The 19175-nt window shown below is 71.2% G+C and carries 14 protein-coding genes; 6 read left to right on the top strand and 8 right to left on the bottom strand.

What is annotated here, in order from left to right:
* Positions 1-102: 102 nt before the first annotated feature.
* Entirely contained in the window at positions 103-282 is a 180-nt protein-coding gene (locus tag ACIHCX_RS02845) for a hypothetical protein (RefSeq protein WP_400025931.1), read from the top strand.
* An 81-nt stretch (positions 283-363) separates the two neighbouring features.
* Here the strand turns inward: ACIHCX_RS02845 and dnaE are convergent, their stop codons facing one another.
* On the bottom strand, positions 364-3903 hold the full coding sequence (dnaE, locus tag ACIHCX_RS02840) for a DNA polymerase III subunit alpha (RefSeq protein ID WP_400025929.1): 3540 nt from the start codon (positions 3901-3903) through the stop codon (positions 364-366).
* Between the two features lie 221 nt (positions 3904-4124).
* Here dnaE and ACIHCX_RS02835 point away from each other — a divergent pair, with 221 nt between their 5' ends.
* The 3 genes from ACIHCX_RS02835 to ACIHCX_RS02825 all read left to right on the top strand — a co-directional run bounded on the left by ACIHCX_RS02835 (position 4125) and on the right by ACIHCX_RS02825 (position 7114).
* Positions 4125-5441 (top strand): DUF2252 domain-containing protein, encoded by a 1317-nt coding sequence (locus ACIHCX_RS02835; protein ID WP_400025928.1) that lies wholly within the window; start codon positions 4125-4127, stop codon positions 5439-5441.
* A 69-nt stretch (positions 5442-5510) separates the two neighbouring features.
* Positions 5511-6209 carry a hypothetical protein gene (locus tag ACIHCX_RS02830; protein WP_400025926.1) on the top strand — a complete coding sequence of 233 codons (699 nt, stop codon included), beginning with the start codon at positions 5511-5513 and terminating at the stop codon, positions 6207-6209.
* An 86-nt stretch (positions 6210-6295) separates the two neighbouring features.
* Entirely contained in the window at positions 6296-7114 is an 819-nt protein-coding gene (locus ACIHCX_RS02825) for a thioredoxin domain-containing protein (protein WP_400025924.1), read from the top strand.
* Between the two features lie 157 nt (positions 7115-7271).
* Here ACIHCX_RS02825 and ACIHCX_RS02820 read toward each other — a convergent pair whose 3' ends face one another.
* The gene (locus ACIHCX_RS02820) at positions 7272-7850 is read right to left on the bottom strand and encodes a dienelactone hydrolase family protein (protein ID WP_400025922.1); all 579 of its coding nucleotides are present in this window, start codon (positions 7848-7850) and stop codon (positions 7272-7274) included.
* A 149-nt stretch (positions 7851-7999) separates the two neighbouring features.
* On the opposite strand from ACIHCX_RS02820, the gene ACIHCX_RS02815 reads away from it, so the two are divergent.
* On the top strand, positions 8000-9121 hold the full coding sequence (locus ACIHCX_RS02815; RefSeq protein WP_400025920.1) for a mechanosensitive ion channel family protein: 1122 nt from the start codon (positions 8000-8002) through the stop codon (positions 9119-9121).
* A gap of 26 nt (positions 9122-9147) precedes the next feature.
* On the opposite strand, the gene ACIHCX_RS02810 is transcribed toward ACIHCX_RS02815, so the two are convergent.
* The 6 genes from ACIHCX_RS02810 to ACIHCX_RS02785 form a co-directional block, all read right to left on the bottom strand.
* Positions 9148-9888, bottom strand: a complete 741-nt coding sequence (locus tag ACIHCX_RS02810; protein WP_400025918.1) for an SDR family NAD(P)-dependent oxidoreductase — start codon at positions 9886-9888, stop codon at positions 9148-9150.
* 51 nt (positions 9889-9939) lie between these two features.
* Positions 9940-11526: a Na+/H+ antiporter gene (locus tag ACIHCX_RS02805; protein WP_400025917.1), complete on the bottom strand. Its 1587-nt coding sequence runs from the start codon at positions 11524-11526 to the stop codon at positions 9940-9942.
* A gap of 88 nt (positions 11527-11614) precedes the next feature.
* Positions 11615-12082 (bottom strand): GNAT family N-acetyltransferase, encoded by a 468-nt coding sequence (locus tag ACIHCX_RS02800; protein ID WP_400025915.1) that lies wholly within the window; start codon positions 12080-12082, stop codon positions 11615-11617.
* Positions 12079-13023: an RluA family pseudouridine synthase gene (locus ACIHCX_RS02795; RefSeq protein WP_400025914.1), complete on the bottom strand. Its 945-nt coding sequence runs from the start codon at positions 13021-13023 to the stop codon at positions 12079-12081. Before ACIHCX_RS02795 ends, ACIHCX_RS02800 begins: the two co-directional genes overlap by 4 nt.
* Before the next feature lie 42 nt (positions 13024-13065).
* Entirely contained in the window at positions 13066-13743 is a 678-nt protein-coding gene (gene lspA, locus ACIHCX_RS02790; protein ID WP_400025913.1) for a signal peptidase II, read from the bottom strand.
* A gap of 61 nt (positions 13744-13804) precedes the next feature.
* A complete protein-coding gene (locus ACIHCX_RS02785; RefSeq protein ID WP_400025911.1) occupies positions 13805-15265 on the bottom strand; it encodes a TraR/DksA C4-type zinc finger protein in 1461 nt (486 codons plus the stop codon).
* Positions 15266-15840: 575 nt separating this feature from the next.
* On the opposite strand from ACIHCX_RS02785, the gene ileS reads away from it, so the two are divergent.
* Positions 15841-18981: an isoleucine--tRNA ligase gene (ileS, locus tag ACIHCX_RS02780; protein ID WP_400025909.1), complete on the top strand. Its 3141-nt coding sequence runs from the start codon at positions 15841-15843 to the stop codon at positions 18979-18981.
* Positions 18982-19175 lie beyond the last annotated feature (194 nt).

Raw genomic sequence — 19175 nt, 5'->3', positions numbered from 1 at the left:
CCCGCGTTACATACGGTAATTATCCAACATGCGTTCATTGTCGGCCTATGTGAATCTGGTCCCGGCCCTGGCCCCTAGATCCCCCACAGGAGGCTGATCACCATGGCCAAGAACCGCAAGCAGGACCGCAGCCGGCAGAAGGCGTCCGTGGCCGCGAACGGCCCGCAGGAGACGGAGCACTCCGCGTCGGAGCAGCAGTCCGAGCACCACGCCCACGGGCCGCAGACGAGTCCGACTGCCATGGCCCGCAAGGGACGTCAGAAGCGCTTCGGTCACAACTGAGCCCGCTTCATGGGCTGTTGAGCACGTGCGGTAATCCACGAGGGGCGTACCCGATGCGCACGGGTACGCCCCTCGTTCGTCTCAGCCGGCCAGGCAGGACGGGCCGAGCAGGACCTTCAGATCGCCGAACAGCGCCGGATCCGGCTTGACCCGGTGCCGGTCAAGACGCAGCACGGTCGTCCTGCTCGGCCCCTGGAGCTTGATGCGGACCTCGCTGTCGCCCTTGTGGTGGCTGAGGATCTCGCCGAGGCGGCTGACCATGGGCGGGGTCACCTTCAGTGCCGGGATGGTGAGGACCACCGGCGCGTTGCTCCCCGCGTTCGACAGGTCGGGGATCATCAGCTCCATCGCCACCAGGCGCGGCACGTCCTCCCGCTTGTCGAGCCGGCCCTTGACGAACACCACGGCGTCCTCGACGAGTTGGGTCGACACCAGCTGGTAGGTCGCCGGGAAGAACATGCACTCGATGGAGCCGGCCAGGTCCTCGACGGTGGCGATCGCCCAGGCGTTGCCCTGCTTGGTCATCTTGCGCTGGAGGCCGGAGATGATGCCGCCGATGGTGACGACCGCGCCGTCGGCGTGCTCGCCGCCGGTGAGCTGGGCGATGCCCGCGTCGGCCTTGTCCGCGAGCACGTGCTCCAGGCCGAAGAGCGGGTGGTCGGAGACGTACAGACCGAGCATCTCCCGCTCCTGGGCGAGCAGATACGTCTTGTCCCACTCCTCGGTGGAGAACTCCACGTCGAGGCCGAAGCCGGGCTCGCCGCTGGGCTCCTCGCCCATCCCGCCGAAGAGGTCGAACTGCCCCTCGGCCTCCTTGCGCTTGACCGCGACCACGTTGTCGATCATGGGCTCGTAGTGCGCGGTGAGGCCCTTGCGGGTGTGCCCCATCTCGTCGAAGGCGCCGGCCTTGATCAGCGACTCGGTGGTGCGCTTGTTGCAGACCACCGCCTCGACCTTGTCGAGGTAGTCGGGGAACGAGGCGTACTTCCCCTTGGCCTTGCGGGACTTGATGATCGACTCGACGACGTTAGTGCCGACGTTGCGCACCGCGGACAGGCCGAAGAGGATCACGTCGTCGCCCTGCGCGGCGAAGTTCGACTGGGACTCGTTGACGTTGGGCGGGAGCACCCGGATGCCCATGCGGCGGCACTCGTTGAGGTAGACCGCCGACTTGTCCTTGTCGTCCTTGACGGAGGTCAGCAGGCCGGCCATGTACTCGGCGGGGTGGTTGGCCTTGAGGTAGGCGGTCCAGTACGACACCAGGCCGTACGCGGCCGAGTGGGCCTTGTTGAACGCGTAGCCGGCGAAGGGGACCAGCACGTCCCACAGGGCCTGGATGGCCTCGTCGCTGAAGCCCTTCTTGCGGGCGCCGCCCTGGAAGATGGTGAAGTTCTTCGCCAGCTCCTCGGGCTTCTTCTTGCCCATCACACGCCGCAGCACGTCGGCCTCGCCGAGCGAGTAGCCGGCGACGATCTGGGCGGCCTTCTGCACCTGCTCCTGGTAGACGATCAGGCCGTAGGTGACGTCCAGGACCTCCCTGAGCGGCTCCTCCAGCTCCGGGTGGATCGGCGTGATCTCCTGCTGGCCGTTCTTGCGCAGCGCGTAGTTGGTGTGGGAGTTCATGCCCATCGGGCCCGGTCGGTACAGGGCCGAGACGGCGGAGATGTCCTCGAAGTTGTCCGGCTTCATCAGGCGCAGCAGCGAACGCATCGGGCCGCCGTCGAACTGGAAGACGCCGAGGGTGTCGCCGCGCTGGAGCAGTTCGAAGGTCTTGGGGTCGTCCAGCTCCAGGCCGAGGAGATCGATGTCGATCCCCTTGTTGGACTTCACCATCTTGACGGCGTCGTCCATGATCGTGAGGTTGCGCAGGCCCAGGAAGTCCATCTTCAGCAGGCCGAGCGACTCGCAGCTCGGGTAGTCCCACTGCGTGATGGTCACGCCGTCGGTGTGCCTGACCCAGACCGGGACGTGCTCGGTGATGGTCTCGCTGGACATGATCACGCCGGCCGCGTGCACGCCCATCTGCCGGACCAGGCCCTCCACACCGCGTGCGGTGTCGATGACCTTCTTCACGTCCGGCTCGTTCTCGTACATCCCCCGGACCTCGCCCGCCTCCGAGTAGCGGGGGTGCTCGGGGTCGGTGATGCCGGACAACGGGATGCCCTTGCCGAGGACGTCGGCGGGCATGGCCTTGGTGATCCGGTCGCCCATCGCGTACGGGTAGCCCAGCACGCGCGCGGAGTCCTTGATCGCGTTCTTGGCCTTGATGGTGCCGTAGGTGCCGATCATGGCGACCTTGTCGGCGCCGTACTTCTCGGTCACGTACCTGATCACCTCGACGCGCCTGCGCTCGTCGAAGTCGATGTCGACGTCGGGCATGGAGATGCGCTCGGGGTTGAGGAACCGCTCGAAGATCAGGCCGTGCGGGATCGGGTCGAGGTCGGTGATGCCGAGCGCGTAGGCGACGATCGAACCGGCCGCGGAGCCACGGCCGGGACCCACCGCGATGCCGTTGTTCTTGGCCCACATGATGAAGTCGGCGACCACGAGGAAGTAGCCCGGGAACCCCATCTGGATGATGACGTCCATCTCGTACTCGACCTGCTTCTGGCGGTCCTCGGGGATGCCGCCGGGGAAGCGGCGCTCCATGCCGCGGCGGACCTCCTCCTTGAACCAGGTGACCTCGGTGTAGCCCTCGGGGATGTCGAACTTGGGCATGAGGTCGCGCTTCTCGAACATGCCGGTGGTGTCGACCATCTCGGCGACCAGGAGCGTGTTGGCGCAGCCCTCCTGCCAGGCGTCCGAGGAGTCGATGGCGTACATCTCCTCGGTGGACTTCAGGTAGTAGCCGGTGCCGTCGAACTTGAAGCGGCCGGGCTCGGAGAGGTTCTTGCCGGTCTGGATGCACAGCAGGGCGTCATGGGCAGTCGCCTCGTGCGCGTAGGTGTAGTGCGAGTCATTGGTGACCAGGGGTGGGATGCCGAGCTTCCGGCCGATCTCCAGCAGGCCGTCGCGGACCTTGCGCTCGATGTCGATGCCGTGGTCCATCAGCTCCAGGAAGTAGCGGTCCTTGCCGAAGATGTCCTGGTAGTCGGCGGCGGCCTTCAGTGCCTCGTCGTACTGGCCGAGGCGCAGCCGGGTCTGCAGCTCCCCGGAGGGGCAGCCGGTGGAGGCGACGATGCCCTCGGACCACTGGGCGATCGTCTCCTTGTCCATCCGGGGCCACTTCTGGAGCCAGCCCTCGGCGTAGGCGTCGGAGGAGAGGCGGAAGAGGTTGTGCAGCCCGGTGCTGTTCACCGCCCACATCGTCTTGTGGGTGTAACCGCCGGAACCGGAGACGTCGTCCCGCTTCTGGTGCGGCTGGCCCCACTGGATCTTGCGCTTGTTGCGCCGGGACTCCGGGGCGACATACGCCTCGATCCCGATGATCGGGGTGACTCCGGCCTTCTTCGCGGAGTGGAAGAAGTCGTACGCCCCGTGGAGGTTGCCGTGGTCGGACATGGCGATGTGCGTCATGCCCATCTCGTTGCACGCGTTGAACATGTCCTTCAGCCGCGCGGCACCGTCCAGCAGCGAGTACTGGGTGTGGACGTGCAGGTGCGTGAACGGCGGCTTCGACACGGTTCGGCCTCCATGGACAACATAGACGACGGGCATCGGACAGTCTGGGGGACAGCGTCGAAGTCTATGCCCCGGCACTGACACGCGGCCGCGTTCCGGCCGTACCTTCAGGCGGTACAGCACGGGCACTCCGCCGCACCGCCGGACGTTGGTTCGGGGGAACGCTCCTGCCGGACCCACTCCATACGTCATGCACCACCTGCACCAGGAGGCACTCCGCGATGTCGGTCCCCCAGCTCAGCGACGAGCAGCGCGGCAAGGAGATCATCGCCGTCCTCGACACCGCCTTCGGCGAGCTCCTGGCCGACGATCCGGACGCGTTCCGCACGAGGCTGCGGAGGACGGCGGCCTCGGCCCTCGCGTTCCACCGGGGCACGGCCTGCCTCTTCCACCACGACCTGGCCGCCGACCGGCGCGGCGGACCCTACCTGGACGACCGCACCTCACGCGTGTGGATCCACGGCGACCTGCACGCGGAGAGCTTCGGCACCTACATGGACGCCGACGGCCGGCTGGTCTTCAGCGCCACCGGCTTCGACGAGGCCTACGTCGGCCCGTTCACCTGGGACCTCAAGCGGTTCGCCGCCTCCCTCGCCCTCGTCGGGTACACCAAGGCGCTCGGCGACGACCGGATCACCGAGCTGGTGACGCTCTACGCGACCGCCTACCGCGACCGGATCCACGCCCTGGCCACCGGCGCCAAGAGCGACGAGGTGCCGCCCTTCACGCTGGACACCGCCGACGGCCCCCTTCTGGACACGCTGCGTGACGCCCGCGCGCTGACCCGTACCGGACTGCTGGAGTCGATGACGGAGATCCGCGACTTCGAGCGCCGCTTCGCGCCCGGCGGCGGCGCGGTCGAGCTGGACGCCGCCACCCGCTACAAGGTCCTCGCGGCCTTCGACGGCTATCTGGAGACCCTGCCGGACGCGTCGCTGGCCCGCCCGGAGTCCTACCGCGTCAAGGACGTCGTCGGCCGCCGCGGCATCGGCGCGGCCGGCCTGTCGTACGACATCCTGCTGGAGGGCGACAGCGACGCCCTGGAGCACGACGTGGTGATCTCCGTCCAGCGGGCCCACACCGCGGCGGCCTCCCGGCACGTCACGGACCCGGCCGTCCGCGACCACTTCCAGCACGAGGGCCACCGCACGGTGGTCTGCCGGCGCGCTCTCCAGGCGCACACCGACCCGTGGCTGGGCTGGACCGAGCTGGACGGAGCGGGCCGGCTGGTCACCGAGGTCTCGCCGTACGCCCTGGACCTGGACTGGGACGACATCGACGATGCGGAGGAGATCGCGCAGGTGGTCGCCGACCTGGGCCGGGCCACGGCCGCCATGCACGCGGCGGCGGACGACACCTCGGGCGAGTCGCTGGTGCCGTTCTCCACCGAGCGGGCCATCGACGCGGCGATCGCGGGCGACGAGGAGGGCTTCGCGCCGCTGCTCGTCGACTTCGCGCACGCCTATGCGGCACGCGCGCGCGAGGACCACCGCATCTTCGTGGAGCTGCTTCGCGACGGGGGGATTCCGGGTCTGTGACGGACGGGCCGCTCACAGGAACCCTTTAGGGGTCTCTTACCGGCCCACGTGACACACTCTTGTCTCGCTATGGACATATCCGGGACCAAGCTCAGAGCCGTGCGCGCGGTGCTGTTCACGACCATGGTCGTGACGCTCAGCACCGCGTCGCACGTGCTGCTGTCCCGGGTCCCGCTGCCGTTGAACACGGTGGCCGCGGTCGCGGCCGCCGTGTTCCTGCTCTCCTACGCGCTGGCCGGCCGGGAGCGCGGCTTCGGGCGGATCGCCGCCCTGCTGGTCCCGCTGGAGCTGGCCGCCGACACCGTCTTCACCACCGGCCAGCACCTCTGCTACGGCCCCGCGGGCGGCCCGGTCGCCGGTCCCCTGCGCTCGGTCGGCTTCGACGTGCTGTGCGGCGGGCACACCGACGTCGGCACCCCGCTGGCCCAGATGGCCGGCACCGACACCGGCCGGCTGACCGCCCTGCTCGCGCACGCCGACCCGGCCACGGCCTGGCTGCTGCTGGCCGCGCACATCGGCGTCGGCCTGCTCGCGGCCGGCTGGCTGCGCCGCGGCGAGCGGGCGCTCGCCCAGCTGCTGTGCGCGGCGGCCGCCACGACCTTCCGGCCGCTGCTGCTCGCGGTGGCGGCGATCACGGTGCGCCGCACCCGCCCGCTGGTCCGGCCCACGCGTCCCGCGCCGCGGATCGCCACGCTGCGCGCCCGCATCCTCGTGCACTCCCTGGGACGGCGCGGACCGCCGTGCCCGGACGCCCTCGCGCTCGTCTGAGCGACACCCCTGGGCGCCCCGAGCACGACAGTCCCCCACTCGTATCCCGCGCACGACAGCTGCGCGTCCCACAGGAGAACACCACCATGAGCAAGCGGAACACCCAGTCGGCGAAGACGGCGGCCCGGGAGCGGCTGCGCGCCGAGCGCGAGCGCGACGCCAAGCGGGCCAAGGTCAAGCGGCAGCTCGTCGTGGCCTGCACGGTCGTCGCCGTACTGGCGGCGGCCGGCGGCATCGGCTACGCCGTCGTCCAGGCCAACAAGCCCGGCCACTGGGAGGCCGTGAAGGACGAGAAGGTCGTCGCCCCGGCCAACACCACCGGCACCGACGGCACGACCGTGGTCATCGGCAAGAGCTCGGCCGAGAAGACCCTCAAGATCTATGAGGACCCGCGCTGCCCGATCTGCGGCCAGTTCGAGGAGACCGTCGGCGCGACCGTCAAGAAGGACGTCGACGACGGCAAGTTCAAGCTCCAGTACATCGGCGGCACCTTCATCGACAACCACGACAACGGCGAGGGCTCCAAGAACTCGATGAGTGCCATGGGCGCCGCGCTCAACGTCAGCCCCGAGGCGTTCCTCGAGTACAAGGCTGCGCTCTACTCGAAGAAGTGGCACCCGGAGGAAACCGACGACAAGTTCAAGAGCGACGACTACCTCATCAAGGTGGCGGACACCGTGCCGGCCCTGAAGGGCAACGCGTCGTTCCGCAACGACGTCAAGAGTGGCAAGTACGACGCCTGGGCGGTCGCGATGTCGAAGACCTTCGACAACAACAAGGACGGTGTGGACGGCACCCCGAGCCTGGTCATGGACGGCAAGAAGGTGACCACGCCCGGCACCCAGAACCCGCCGATGACGGTGGACGAGTTCAACGCGGCGGTGGACGCGGCCCTCAAGGGCTGACCCCCGGCCGGACGGCGTCGCCGCCGCCGTGCATCCCGCGCGAGGGGCGGGCGGACCTCTGCCGGTCCGCCCGCCCCCTCGTCCACTTGGCGCCCGGCCCGGGCCGCGGCCGGTTCCGCGCCCCAGTCCGCTCCGAGCCCCCAGTCAGTTCCGAGCCCTAGTCGGTTCCGAGGTCCGCGAGGAAGCCGAGCGCCACCCGCCAGGTGGCCTCGGCGGCCTCCTCGTCGTAGTCCGGCAGGTCGGGGTCGGTGTAGAGGTGGCCGGCCCCGGCGTAGCGGTAGACCTCCACGTCCGCGCCGGTCCGGCCCATCTGGAGGTACCAGGCGCTCAGCCAGTCGTCCGGCTCGAACGGGTCGGGTTCGGCCACGTGCAACTGGACGGGCAGTCCGTCCGCGCTCGCGTTCGGCGCGATGTCCGAGGTGCCGTGCAGCAGGAGCAGACCGCGGGCCTTCTCGTCGCCTAGGGCGAGCGTCTGCGCGGTCGCGGCCCCGAACGAGAACCCGGCGTAGACCAGACCCCGCTCCGAGTAGGGCGCCGCGGCCAGCACGGCCCGCCTGAGCAGTTCGTCCTTGCCGATCGACTCCTTGCAGGCCCTGCCCTCCTCGACCGTGTCGAACGAGCGGCCGTCGAAGAGATCGGGCGTCCACACCTCGTGCCCGGCGGCACGCAGCCGGTCCGCGGCCTGGCGTACGGCGGGTCTGAGGCCGTAGGTCGAGTGGAAGAGCACGATGTTCATGCGCTCATGGTGCCAGCCGGGTACGACGGGGTCCGCCCGGCACGGTGAGCGGCCGGCCGAGGAGAGCCTCGTCACACCGCCCCCGCCCTACCAGCGTTCTTCACGTCCACACGTGTTCACACCGCGCGTCGCGGGTTAGGTTCGCAGGCATGGAGAACGTACTCCGCCCCCTGATCGTCGCCGGCGGCTCGGTCGTCCTCACACTGGTCATCGGCTGGGCCACCGACCTGCTGCTGCGCAAGGCCGACGCACGGCACCACGACCAACCGGTGTGGGGCCTGCTGCGCCGCGCCCGCGTCCCCTACCAGCTCGTCCTGTGCTCAGCCCTGCTGAGAGGCTCCTACGACCACGCCGAACTGCTGGAGGAGCACCGGGTCGGCATCGGCCGGACGCTGACCCTCGTGCTGATCGGCTCGGCGGCCTGGCTGGTGATCCGGATCGCGGGGGCCGTCGTCGAGACCACGTACTCGCGCTACGCCAGTGCCCAGGCGCACCGGGACCCGGCCCGGGTGCGGCGGGTGCGCACCCAGGTCGAGCTGATCATGCGCGTGGTCTCGGCGGTGGTCATCGTGGTGGCGGCGGCCTCGATGCTGCTGACGTTCCCGGCGATGCGCGCGGCCGGTGCCTCGCTGCTGGCCTCGGCCGGCCTGCTCGGCATCGTCGCCGGTGTCGCGGCGCAGTCCACGCTGAGCAACATGTTCGCGGGGCTGCAGATCGCTTTCGGCGACATGGTGCGGCTCGGTGACACCGTCGTCGTCAACGGCGAGTGGGGCACGATCGAGGAGATCACGCTGACCTTCCTGACGGTACGGACCTGGGACGAGCGCCGGATCACCATGCCGGTGTCGTACTTCACGTCCAACCCGTTCGAGAACTGGTCGCGCGGCACCCCTCAGATGACTGGCACCGTCTACCTCCACCTCGACCACTGCGCGCCGCTGGACGCCATGCGCGAGAAGCTGCGCGACATCCTGCGCGAGTGCCCGGCCTGGGACGGCCGCGCCTACAACCTGGTGGTCACGGACACGACGCCGACCACGATGCAGGTACGGGCGCTGGTGACGGCGAAGGATGCCGACGACATCTGGACGGTACGGGTCGTGGTCCGCGAGCAGTTGCTCCGCTGGCTGTGCGAACACCACCCCTACGCCCTCCCCCGCGTCGCCACGGCCGAGGCCGTACCGTCCCCGGGCCGCCCCGACCTCCCCACCCCGTTCCACGACGGCACGCCCCACCCCGCCGTCAGCAACTCCCCGACGACCCGCGGCTGACCGCGGCCGCCACGGGCGCGGCGGGCTCAGTGGCCGCGTTCCGCGCCGCCGTTGACCTGGATGATCTGGGAGGTGATGTGGGCGGCGGCCGGTGAGGCGAGCCAGTGGAGGGTGGCCGCGATGTCGCCCGGGGTCCCGGGGCGACCGGTGGAGGTCTCGGCGACGAGCCGTTCGCGGCGGGCGTCGTCCATCGCGTCGCCGAAGAAGTCGGTGTCCTCGACGTATCCGGGCGCGACCACGTTCACGGTGATCCCGCGCGGGCCCAACCGGCGGGCCAGGTCGTGGGCGTAGGGATGCAGCGCGGCCTTGGAGGCGGCGTAGGCGCCGCTGCCGGAACCGCGGTAGGCGGCGATGGAGCTGAGGAACAGCACCCGGCCGCCCGGTTCGGCGAGCCGCTCCCCGAGGGCCTCCGTGAGCAGCACGGCGGTCAGGGTGTTGATCCGGAAGTTGACCGTCCAGTCGTCGGCGACGCGGTCGAGCGGATCCTCCCGCTCCGCCCGGGGCTCCAGCCGCCCCGACCCTCCGGCGCTGTGGATCAGCACGTCCACGGCCCCGAGCTCGTCGGCCACGAAGCGGGCGACCGACCGCACCCCGGCCACGTCACCCAGGTCGGCGGCGAACGTCAGCGCGCCCGGCACCCCGGCCCGCTGCAGTACCTCGCCCCGCCGCCCGAGCAGCAGCACCCGGTCCCCGTCGGCCGCGAAGGTCCGTGCCGCGGCACGTCCGATCCCCGTACCGCCCCCGCTGATGACGACGTTGCGACTCATGATCCGAGCGTACCGAGACGGCACCGGCCGGGCCCGTACGCCGAGCGCGGCTCACCGCAGACTGCGTACGTCCAGGTGGCGCAGTACCCGGTCCACGATCTCCGGGTCGGCCCCCGGCTCCCGGCGTGCCGCCAGCACCTCGTGCCGCGCCGCGCTCAGCATCTCGCTCTGGATCCGCCGCAGCCGGCGCAGCCGCCGTACGCGCTTGTCGTGGCCCTCCCTGCGCTCCTCCTCCCCCCACTGCGGGCTGATCCGCAGCCCGATGTCGAAGGCCCGGCGCAGCATCTGCTCGGACAGTTCCTCCGGCAGTTCCTCGACCGCCTCGATCTCCCGCAGCCGCCGCCTGGCCGCCCGCGACGCGCGCGCCGCCAGTTCCTCCTCGAACGCCTTCTCCCGTTCGCTGTCCGCCTGTACCCCCAGCCGTTTGACCAGCCACGGCAGCGTGAGCCCCTGGAGCACGAGCGTCGCCATGATCACCCCGAAGGCGATGAACACGATCTCGTCCCGGTCGGGGAAGGGCGCGCCGCTGTCCGTCTTCAGCGGAATGGCCAGGGCGAGCGCCACCGAGGCCACACCGCGCATCCCGGACCACCACATGACGACGGTCTCCCGCCAGGTCATGGGGATGTCCTCCTCGTAGTCCCGCAGCGCGTGCAGCCGTTTGGTGAGCCAGGTGGCCGGCAGCAGCCACACCAGCCGCACGAGCACCACCACCGCCACGACCACGCCCGCCCAGCCGAGCAGCTCGCCCCACCGGCCCGAGGCGGTGCGCAGCGCGTTGTGCAGTTCGAGGCCGATCAGCCCGAACGCGACCCCGGTGACGAGCGTGTCCACGACGTCCCAGACGGTGTGCCCGGCCAGCCGGGTCAGCACGTCGTCGGCGTCGGCGGCGTACTCGGCGAGGAACAGCGCGGTGGTGAGCACGGCGAGGACGCCGGAACCGTGCAGCTCCTCGGCCAGCACGTAGGAGGCGTAGGGCACGAGCAGCGTCAGCCCGATCTGCAGGGTCGGGTCCCCCAGCAGGTCCAGCACCTTGTTCGTGCCCCAGCCGAGCGCCATGCCCACGGCCACCGCCACCACCGCGGAGAGCACCAGGTCGAGCCCGGCCCGCCAGACCGAGAACTCCCCGCTGACGGCGGCCGCGATCGCCACGTGGTAGAGGACGATGGCCGTGACGTCGTTGAACAGCCCCTCGCCCTCCAGGATCGACACCAGGCGGCGCGGCAGTCCGAGCTGCCCGGCCACCGCGGTCGCCGCGACCGGGTCGGGCGGCGCGACCAGCGCGCCCAGGGCCACGGCGGCGGCGACGGACAACCCCGGCACGATCGCGTGCGAGACGGCGGCGACGCAGAAGGTGGTGACGAACACCAGCGCCACGGCCAGCAGGAAGATGGGCCGTTTGTGCGCCGTGAACTGCCGCCAGGAGGTACGCCGTACGGCGGCGTAGAGCAGCGGCGGCAGCAGGGCTGGCAGGATCAGGACGGGTGGGATGGCGACGTTCGGCACGAAGCCGAGCACGGCGAGGACGATCCCGAGCAGCGTCATCAGGACCGGCGCGGGCAGCCCGAACCGGTCGCCGACCGGGACGCTGATCACGGCCCCCAGCAACACGACGAACAGCAGGGCCAACTGATCCACGCTCAGCGCTCCGGAACGTCGGACGATCACACGGCAGGTTTCCAGCCTGCCACGCCACCCCGCTCACCGGCCGCTTCGGACCCGTGGACTACAGGGCGCGCCGCATCGCCCGGTGCGGGATGCCGGCGTCGGGGAACTCCGATCCGTACGCCTCGTACCCCAGCCGCTCGTAGAAGCCGAGCGCGTGGCTCTGCGCGTGCAGGTCCACCGCCGAGAGGCCGCGCGCGCGTGCCGCGTCCTCGACGGCGCGCACCAGGGCGGCGCCGATGCCGAGCCCGCGCGCGTCCCCGGTGACGGCGAGCCGCCCGAGGGAGCCGAGCGCCGGATCGCCGCCGGTCTTCGCGGCGGCCTCGGCGCCGTACAGCAGCCGTCCGGTGCCGAGCGGCACGCCGTCCTCGCGGACCGCCAGCACGTGCACGGCGACGGCGTCGTACGCGTCGTACTCGAGGTCCTGCGGAACGCCCTGCTCCACGACGAAGACCTCCTTGCGCACCGCGAAGCAGGCCTCGCGGTCGGCGGGGTCCTCGGCGACACGCACCTCGTACGGCATGCTCATGCGTACGTCTCCTCGCGGACCCGGTCCAGGGCCTTCTGGAGGTCCTCGGGGTAGTCGCTGGCGAACTCCACCCACTGGCCGTCGCCGGGGTGCTCGAAGCCGAGCCGCACCGCGTGCAGCCACTGGCGGGTCAGCCTCAGCCGCTTGGCGAGGGTGGGGTCGGCGCCGTAGGTCAGGTCGCCGACGCAGGGGTGGCGGTGGGCGGCCATGTGGACGCGGATCTGGTGGGTGCGCCCGGTCTCCAGCTTGACGTCGAGCAGGGAGGCGGCGCGGAACGCCTCGATCAGGTCGTAGTGCGTGACGGAGGGCTTGCCGTCGGCGGTGACGGCCCACTTGTAGTCGTGGTGCGGGTGCCGACCGATGGGCGCGTCGATGGTGCCGCTGGTCGGGTCGGGGTGACCCTGGACCAGGGTGTGATAGCGCTTGTCGACCGTGCGCTCCTTGAACTGGCGCTTGAGCGACGTGTACGCGCGCTCCGACTTGGCGACCACCATCAGGCCCGAGGTGCCGACGTCGAGGCGGTGCACGATGCCCTGGCGCTCGGCGGCGCCGGAGGTGGAGATGCGGTAGCCGGCCGCCGCGAGGCCGCCGATCACGGTCGGTCCCGACCAGCCGGGGCTGGGGTGCGCGGCGACGCCGACCGGCTTGACGATCACGACCACGTCGTCGTCGTCGTGCACGATCTCCATGCCCTCGACCGGCTCGGCGACCACCTGCACGGGCGCGGGTGCCTGCGGCATCTCGACCTCGAGCCAGGCACCGCCTCGCACCCGCTCGGACTTGGCGGCCACCGTGCCGTCGACCAGCACCTTGCCCGCGGCGGCCAGCTCCGCCGCCTTCGTACGGGAGAAGCCGAACATCCGGGAGATGGCGGCGTCGACGCGCTCGCCCTCCAGGCCTTCGGGCACGGGCAGGGTACGGATCTCGGGAATCGTGCTCACCCGTCGAGTATGACGGACCGGACCGGCGGCCCGGTCCCGGGCTCAGTCCTTGTGGACGGTCCCGTCCGGGTCGAGGCCGCGGAAGGAGAGCAGCACGATCAGGATGCCGCCGCACACGATCGCCGAGTCGGCGAGGTTGAACACGGCGAAGTGCTTGGGCGAGATGAAGTCGACGACCGCGCCCTCGAACACGCCCGGCGCGCGGAAGAGCCGGTCGGTGAGATTGCCCAGCGCGCCGCCGAGCAGCAGGCCGAGCGCGATGGCCCAGGGCAGGCTGTAGAGCTTGCGGGCGAGGCGGGCGATCACCACGATCACGGCGGCCGCGATGACCGTGAAGATCACGGTGAAGGCCTCGCCGAAGCCGAAGGCCGCGCCCGCGTTGCGGATCGCCTCCAGCTGCAGCCAGTCGCCGATGATCCGGATCGACGGGCGGTGCTCCAGCTTGGCCACCACGAGCATCTTGCTGGCCAGGTCGAGGGCATAGGCGATGGCCGCGACCGTGAACAGCACGGCGATGCGGCGCCGGCCGCGGGGCCGCTCGGCGGCGGGTGCCCGTCCGTCCGCGCCGGCCCGCGTCCCGTTCGTCTCGTCCGCGCCCGCCGCCGTGCTGTCGGCGCCGGACGGGCCGCCCCGCCCGGCGTCCTCTCCGGGGCGTCGCCGCCCCGCTCCCGCCGCGTCCGGAGTGTCCGGCGTACCGATGATGCGCTCCGCCTCTGCCACGTGAGTCCCTTGACCTAGGTACCTGACTGAGGACGAGACTACGGCACGCCTCGCACCCGGTTCAGTACCGGCGTTCCTGCTTCTGCTTGCACGCCACGCACAGGGTGGCCCGCGGGAAGGCCTGCATCCGGGCCTTGCCGATGGCGTCGCCGCAGTTCTCGCACAGGCCGTAGGTGCCCGCGTCGAGCCGTTGCAGGGCCCGCTCGGTCTGGGTGAGCATCTCGCGCGCGTTGGCGGCCAGCGCCAGCTCGTGCTCGCGCGTGATGTTCTTGCTGCCGGTGTCCGCCTCGTCGTCGCCCGCGCCGTCGCCGGAGTCCCGCATCAGGCCCGCGAGGGACTCCTCGGACGAGGTGATCTCGGTACTCAGCCGTTCCATCTCGGACTCCAGCTCCGCGCGGGCCGCCGAGACCTCCTCCAGGGTCCAGGGATCCTCGCCCGGGCGTACCGGGAGGTCGCCCGGATCCACCGCCGCGGCGATGCGGGCCTTCGGGACGGCGGTCTTCGCCGCCGCGGCCGTGCCAGGAGTCTTCTTCGCAACCACTGTCGTGGCTCCCGTCTGCTTCGCGGCCCGAGCCGCGCCCACCTTCTTGGCCGTCCTCTTCCTGCCCGCACCCGCACCGGAGACACCAGGAGCCGCCACGCGACCCACGCCGTCCCCGTCCCCAGCCCCTGTCCCCGCCCCGTCGGCGCGGCCGTCCGGGGCCGCCGCCCGTGCGGGGACCGTCCCCGCACTCGCCTTCCGGCCGCCCTTCCGCCGGCCGTCCGCCCCCGTGCTCTCCCCCACCGGCTCCTCGCCGCCCTGCTCCCGCGCGCCCGCCTCCTCGGCTGCCGCACCCCCACCGATGACGCCCGCCTTCCGGTGCGCACCCGCCTTCCGGGCGGCCCCGCGCCCACCCGCCTTCCCGGCATCCGGCTTGCCGCCGGTGCCGGTTTCCGCTTCGGGGGGCTTCTCCCCCGCGTTCTGGGCCTCGGCGGGGGTCTTTCTGCCCGTGGCCCGCCTGCTCGGGGGCTTCTTCGCCTCGGCGCCCTCGGGACGGGGTTCCCCGGCGGCGGGCCCGCTCTCCGGTGCCGCCTTCGGCGCGGTCGCCTCCGGTGGGGCCTTGCCCGCCGACCCACGGGGCTCCCTCGCGGCCGCCTTCTTCGCCGTCGCCCTCCTCGCGCTCTTCGCGGGAGCCGCCGGTGCGGGTTCCACGGGCGCCGTCGGCCTCGGTCCCGCGGCAGCGGGTTCCTCCCCGGGCCCCGAGGCCTCGGGCGGCCGCTGCCCGACCCCCTTCGCCGCGGGCGGCTTGGACGCGTTCGTCCTGGTCGCCGGGCCCCTGCGCCCGCGTCCCGTCGTCGGTCCGGCCTTGGCCGCCTGCTTCGGCGTGACCCTCTCCTTCATGGCCACCGCCTCCTTCGCGGCCGTGCCTGATGGCCTGGCCGCCGTTCGGGTGGTCTTTCGGGCCGCGCCGCCGGCGGCGTCGGGACCGGAGCCCCGGAACCTGCCGGACGCCGACTGCTCGGCGGTCTTCTTCGCCACCATGGCCGCGGCCCCTTCACATATTGTGATCTTGCTCGCGAATCGTGCTGGGACGATAAATCGACTCGAGTCCCGCGGCAACGGGGCACGCCGCCCGATTCGCCCGCCTCGCGTGGATCGCGCGGCCGGCATGCATGCGTTGTGCCCAGCTCGCCGCCACGTAATCCGACCAGTCTCCCGTCCTACGATCCGAACGGCAGCGCCGCGCCATCCGGGTCACCGCCGCTCCGGAAATCGAGTCGGCCGCGACCGCCGGGGCGCCGTACACTGGGCGGAGCGAAAAGCGTGGATGGGGACGAGTAGCGGCGTACGCAGCCCAGAGCGACCCGGGGACGGTGTGAGCCCGGGGGCGAGCGCGACGTGAAGATCACCCCGGAGCCGCCGGAAGAACGCCCCAGCACGGAGCCAGGGGCCGGTAGAACCGGCATCGCGACCCCAATGAGGGGGCTCGTCGGAGCGTACGGCGCACCGGTGGGCCAAGGAGGGTGGTACCGCGGGAGCGCGCCGCACACGGCGTGGACAGCACAACGGCTCTCGTCCCTCCGACGGAAGGCAGCACATCCGCCGGAGGAAGCTCGTTGAACACGCAGCCGCAGTACCGCCAGGTGCCCGCCCAGGTCGACCTGACCGCCCTCGAGCACGCCGTGCTCGACTTCTGGCGCGAGCAGAAGATCTTCGCCAAGAGCCTGGAGCAGTCCGAGGGCCGCCCCGAGTGGGTGTTCTACGAAGGCCCGCCCACCGCCAACGGCATGCCGGGCGCCCACCACATCGAGGCCCGCGTCTTCAAGGACGTCTTCCCCCGCTTCCGCACCATGCGCGGCTACCACGTGGCCCGCAAGGCCGGCTGGGACTGCCACGGCCTGCCGGTGGAGCTGGCGGTCGAGAAGGAGCTCGGCTTCAGCGGCAAGAAGGACATCGAGGCGTACGGCATCGCCGCGTTCAACGAAAAGTGCCGCGCGTCCGTGCTCCGCCACACCGACGCGTTCTCCGAGCTGACCACCCGCATGGGCTACTGGGTCGACCTCGACGAGGCGTACGTCACCATGGAGCCCGAGTACATCGAGTCCGTCTGGTGGTCGCTGAAGGAGATCTTCAACAAGGGCCTGCTGGTCCAGGACCACCGGGTCGCCCCCTGGTGCCCCCGCTGCGGCACGGGCCTGTCGGACCACGAGCTGGCCCAGGGCTACGAGACGGTCGTCGACCCGTCCGTCTACGTCCGCTTCCCGCTCACCTCCGGCCCGCTCGCCGGCCAGGCCTCGCTCCTGGTGTGGACGACGACCCCGTGGACGCTGGTGTCCAACACCGCGGTCGCCGCGCACCCCGAGGTGACCTACGTGGTCGCGACGGACGGTACGGAGAAGATCGTCGTCGCCGAACCGCTCGTCGCCAAGGCGCTCGGCGAGGGCTGGGAGACCACGGGCGAGACCTTCACGGGCGCCGAGATGGAGCGGTGGACATACCAACGCCCGTTCGAGCTCGTCGAGTTCGACGAGCCCGCGCACTACGTGGTCAACGCCGAGTACGTCACCACCGAGGACGGCACGGGCCTGGTCCACCAGTCCCCCGCCTTCGGTGAGGACGACCTCAAGGTCTGCCGGTCCTACGGCCTGCCCGTGGTCAACCCCGTCCGCCCGGACGGCACGTTCGAGGAGGACGTGCCGCTGGTCGGCGGCGTGTTCTTCAAGAAGGCCGACGAGCGGCTCACCGCGGACCTCGGCGACCGCGGCCTGCTGTTCCGGCACGTGCCGTACGAGCACAGCTACCCGCACTGCTGGCGCTGCCACACCGCGCTGCTGTACTACGCGCAGCCGTCCTGGTACATCCGCACCACCGCGATCAAGGACCGGCTGCTCGAGGAGAACGAGAAGACCAACTGGTTCCCTTCGAACGTCAAGCACGGCCGGTACGGCGACTGGCTGAACAACAACATCGACTGGGCGCTGTCCCGCAACCGCTACTGGGGCACCCCGCTGCCGATCTGGAGCTGCGAGGACGGCCACCTCACCTGCGTCGGCTCCCGCGCGGAGCTGACCGAACTGACCGGCACCGACCAGTCGGAGCTGGACCCGCACCGCCCGTTCATCGACGAGGTCACCTTCCCGTGCCCGCAGTGCGAGAAGACGGCCACGCGCGTGCCCGAGGTCATCGACGCCTGGTACGACTCGGGTTCGATGCCGTTCGCGCAGTGGGGCTACCCGTACAAGAACAAGGAGCTGTTCGAGAGCCGGTACCCGGCGCAGTTCATCTCCGAGGCGATCGACCAGACCCGCGGCTGGTTCTACACGCTGATGGCGGTCGGCACGCTGGTCTTCGACAAGTCGTCGTACGAGAACGTCGTCTGCCTGGGCCACATCCTCGCCGAGGACGGCCGGAAGATGTCCAAGCACCTGGGCAACATCCTCCAGCCCATCCCGCTCATGGACCAGCACGGCGCGGACGCGGTGCGGTGGTTCATGGCGGCCGGCGGCTCCCCGTGGTCGGCCCGCCGGGTCGGTCACGGCGCCCTCCAGGAGGTCGTCCGCAAGACGCTCCTCACCTACTGGAACACCGTCGCCTTCCAGGCCCTGTACGCCCGTACGTCCGCCTGGGCGCCCACCGGGGCCGACCCGGCCCCCGCCGACCGCCCGCTGCTCGACCGCTGGCTGCTCAGCGAGCTGCACGCGCTGACCGACCAGGTCACGCAGGCCCTGGAGGCGTACGACACCCAGCGCGCCGGCAAGCTGCTGTCCGCGTTCGTCGACGACCTGTCGAACTGGTACGTCCGCCGCTCGCGCCGCCGCTTCTGGCAGGGCGACAAGGCCGCGCTGCGCACGCTGCACGACGTGCTGGAGACGGTGACCCGGCTGATGGCGCCGATCACCCCGTTCATCACCGAGCGGGTCTGGCAGGACCTGGTCGTGCCGGTGACCCCGGGCGCCCCGGAGTCGGTGCACCTGGCCACCTGGCCCGAGGCGGACCTGACGGCGATCGACCCGGAGCTGTCGCAGCAGATGGTCCTGGTGCGCCGCCTGGTGGAGCTGGGCCGTGCCACGCGCGCGGAGTCCGGCGTCAAGACCCGCCAGCCGCTGTCCCGCGCGCTGGTCGCGGTGGCGGGCTTCGAGTCCCTGGACCGGGAGCTGCACGCGCAGATCACGGAAGAGCTGAACGTCTCCTCCCTGGCGTCGCTCAGCGAGGTCGGCGGGTCCCTGGTGGACACCACCGCCAAGGCCAACTTCCGCGCGCTGGGCAAGAGGTTCGGCAAGCGGGTGCAGGACGTCGCCAAGGCCGTCGCCGGCGCGGACGCGGCGGCGCTGTCGCTGGCGCTGCGCGAGGGCACGGCGTCGGTGGAGGTCGACGGCGAGACGGTGACGCTCGCGCCGGACGAGGTGATTATCACCGAGACCCCGCGCGAGGGCTGGTCGGTGGCGTCCGACTCCGGTGCCACGGTCGCCCTGGACCTGGAGATCACGGAGGAGCTGCGCCAGGCCGGGCTGGCCCGTGACGCGATCCGGCTGATCCAGGAGGCCCGCAAGAACAGCGGCCTCGACGTGGCCGACCGGATCGCGCTGCGCTGGACCGCGACGGACCCGGCGACCATCGCCGCGCTGAGCGAGCACGCGTCGCTGATCGCCGAGGAGGTCCTGGCGACGGACTTCGCCCAGGGCGAGGCGGACGCCTCCTACGGCGACGCCTTCAGCGACGAGGGCCTGTCCCTGACGTTCCGCCTCCGCAAGGCGTAACCCACAAGGGGGACGGCACTCGCCCCGGCGGGGAGCGCACCGGTCGCGAACCGGAGGGCTCCCCGCCTCCGTACGCCCCCCACCACGCGGACGCAGGGCGCCGCCCGCGGCATTACGGGAACACGGGAACGGCCCCGGAGGGATGTCCCTCTGGGGCCGTTCTCTCAGGCTGCCGACGCCTAGTCACCAGAACC

The sequence above is a fragment of the Streptomyces sp. NPDC052043 genome (assembly GCF_044548235.1).
GTDB lineage: Bacteria > Actinomycetota > Actinomycetes > Streptomycetales > Streptomycetaceae > Streptomyces.
The sequence above is the reverse complement of the archived record's forward strand: the minus strand, read 5'-3'. Positions and strand labels throughout refer to the sequence as shown.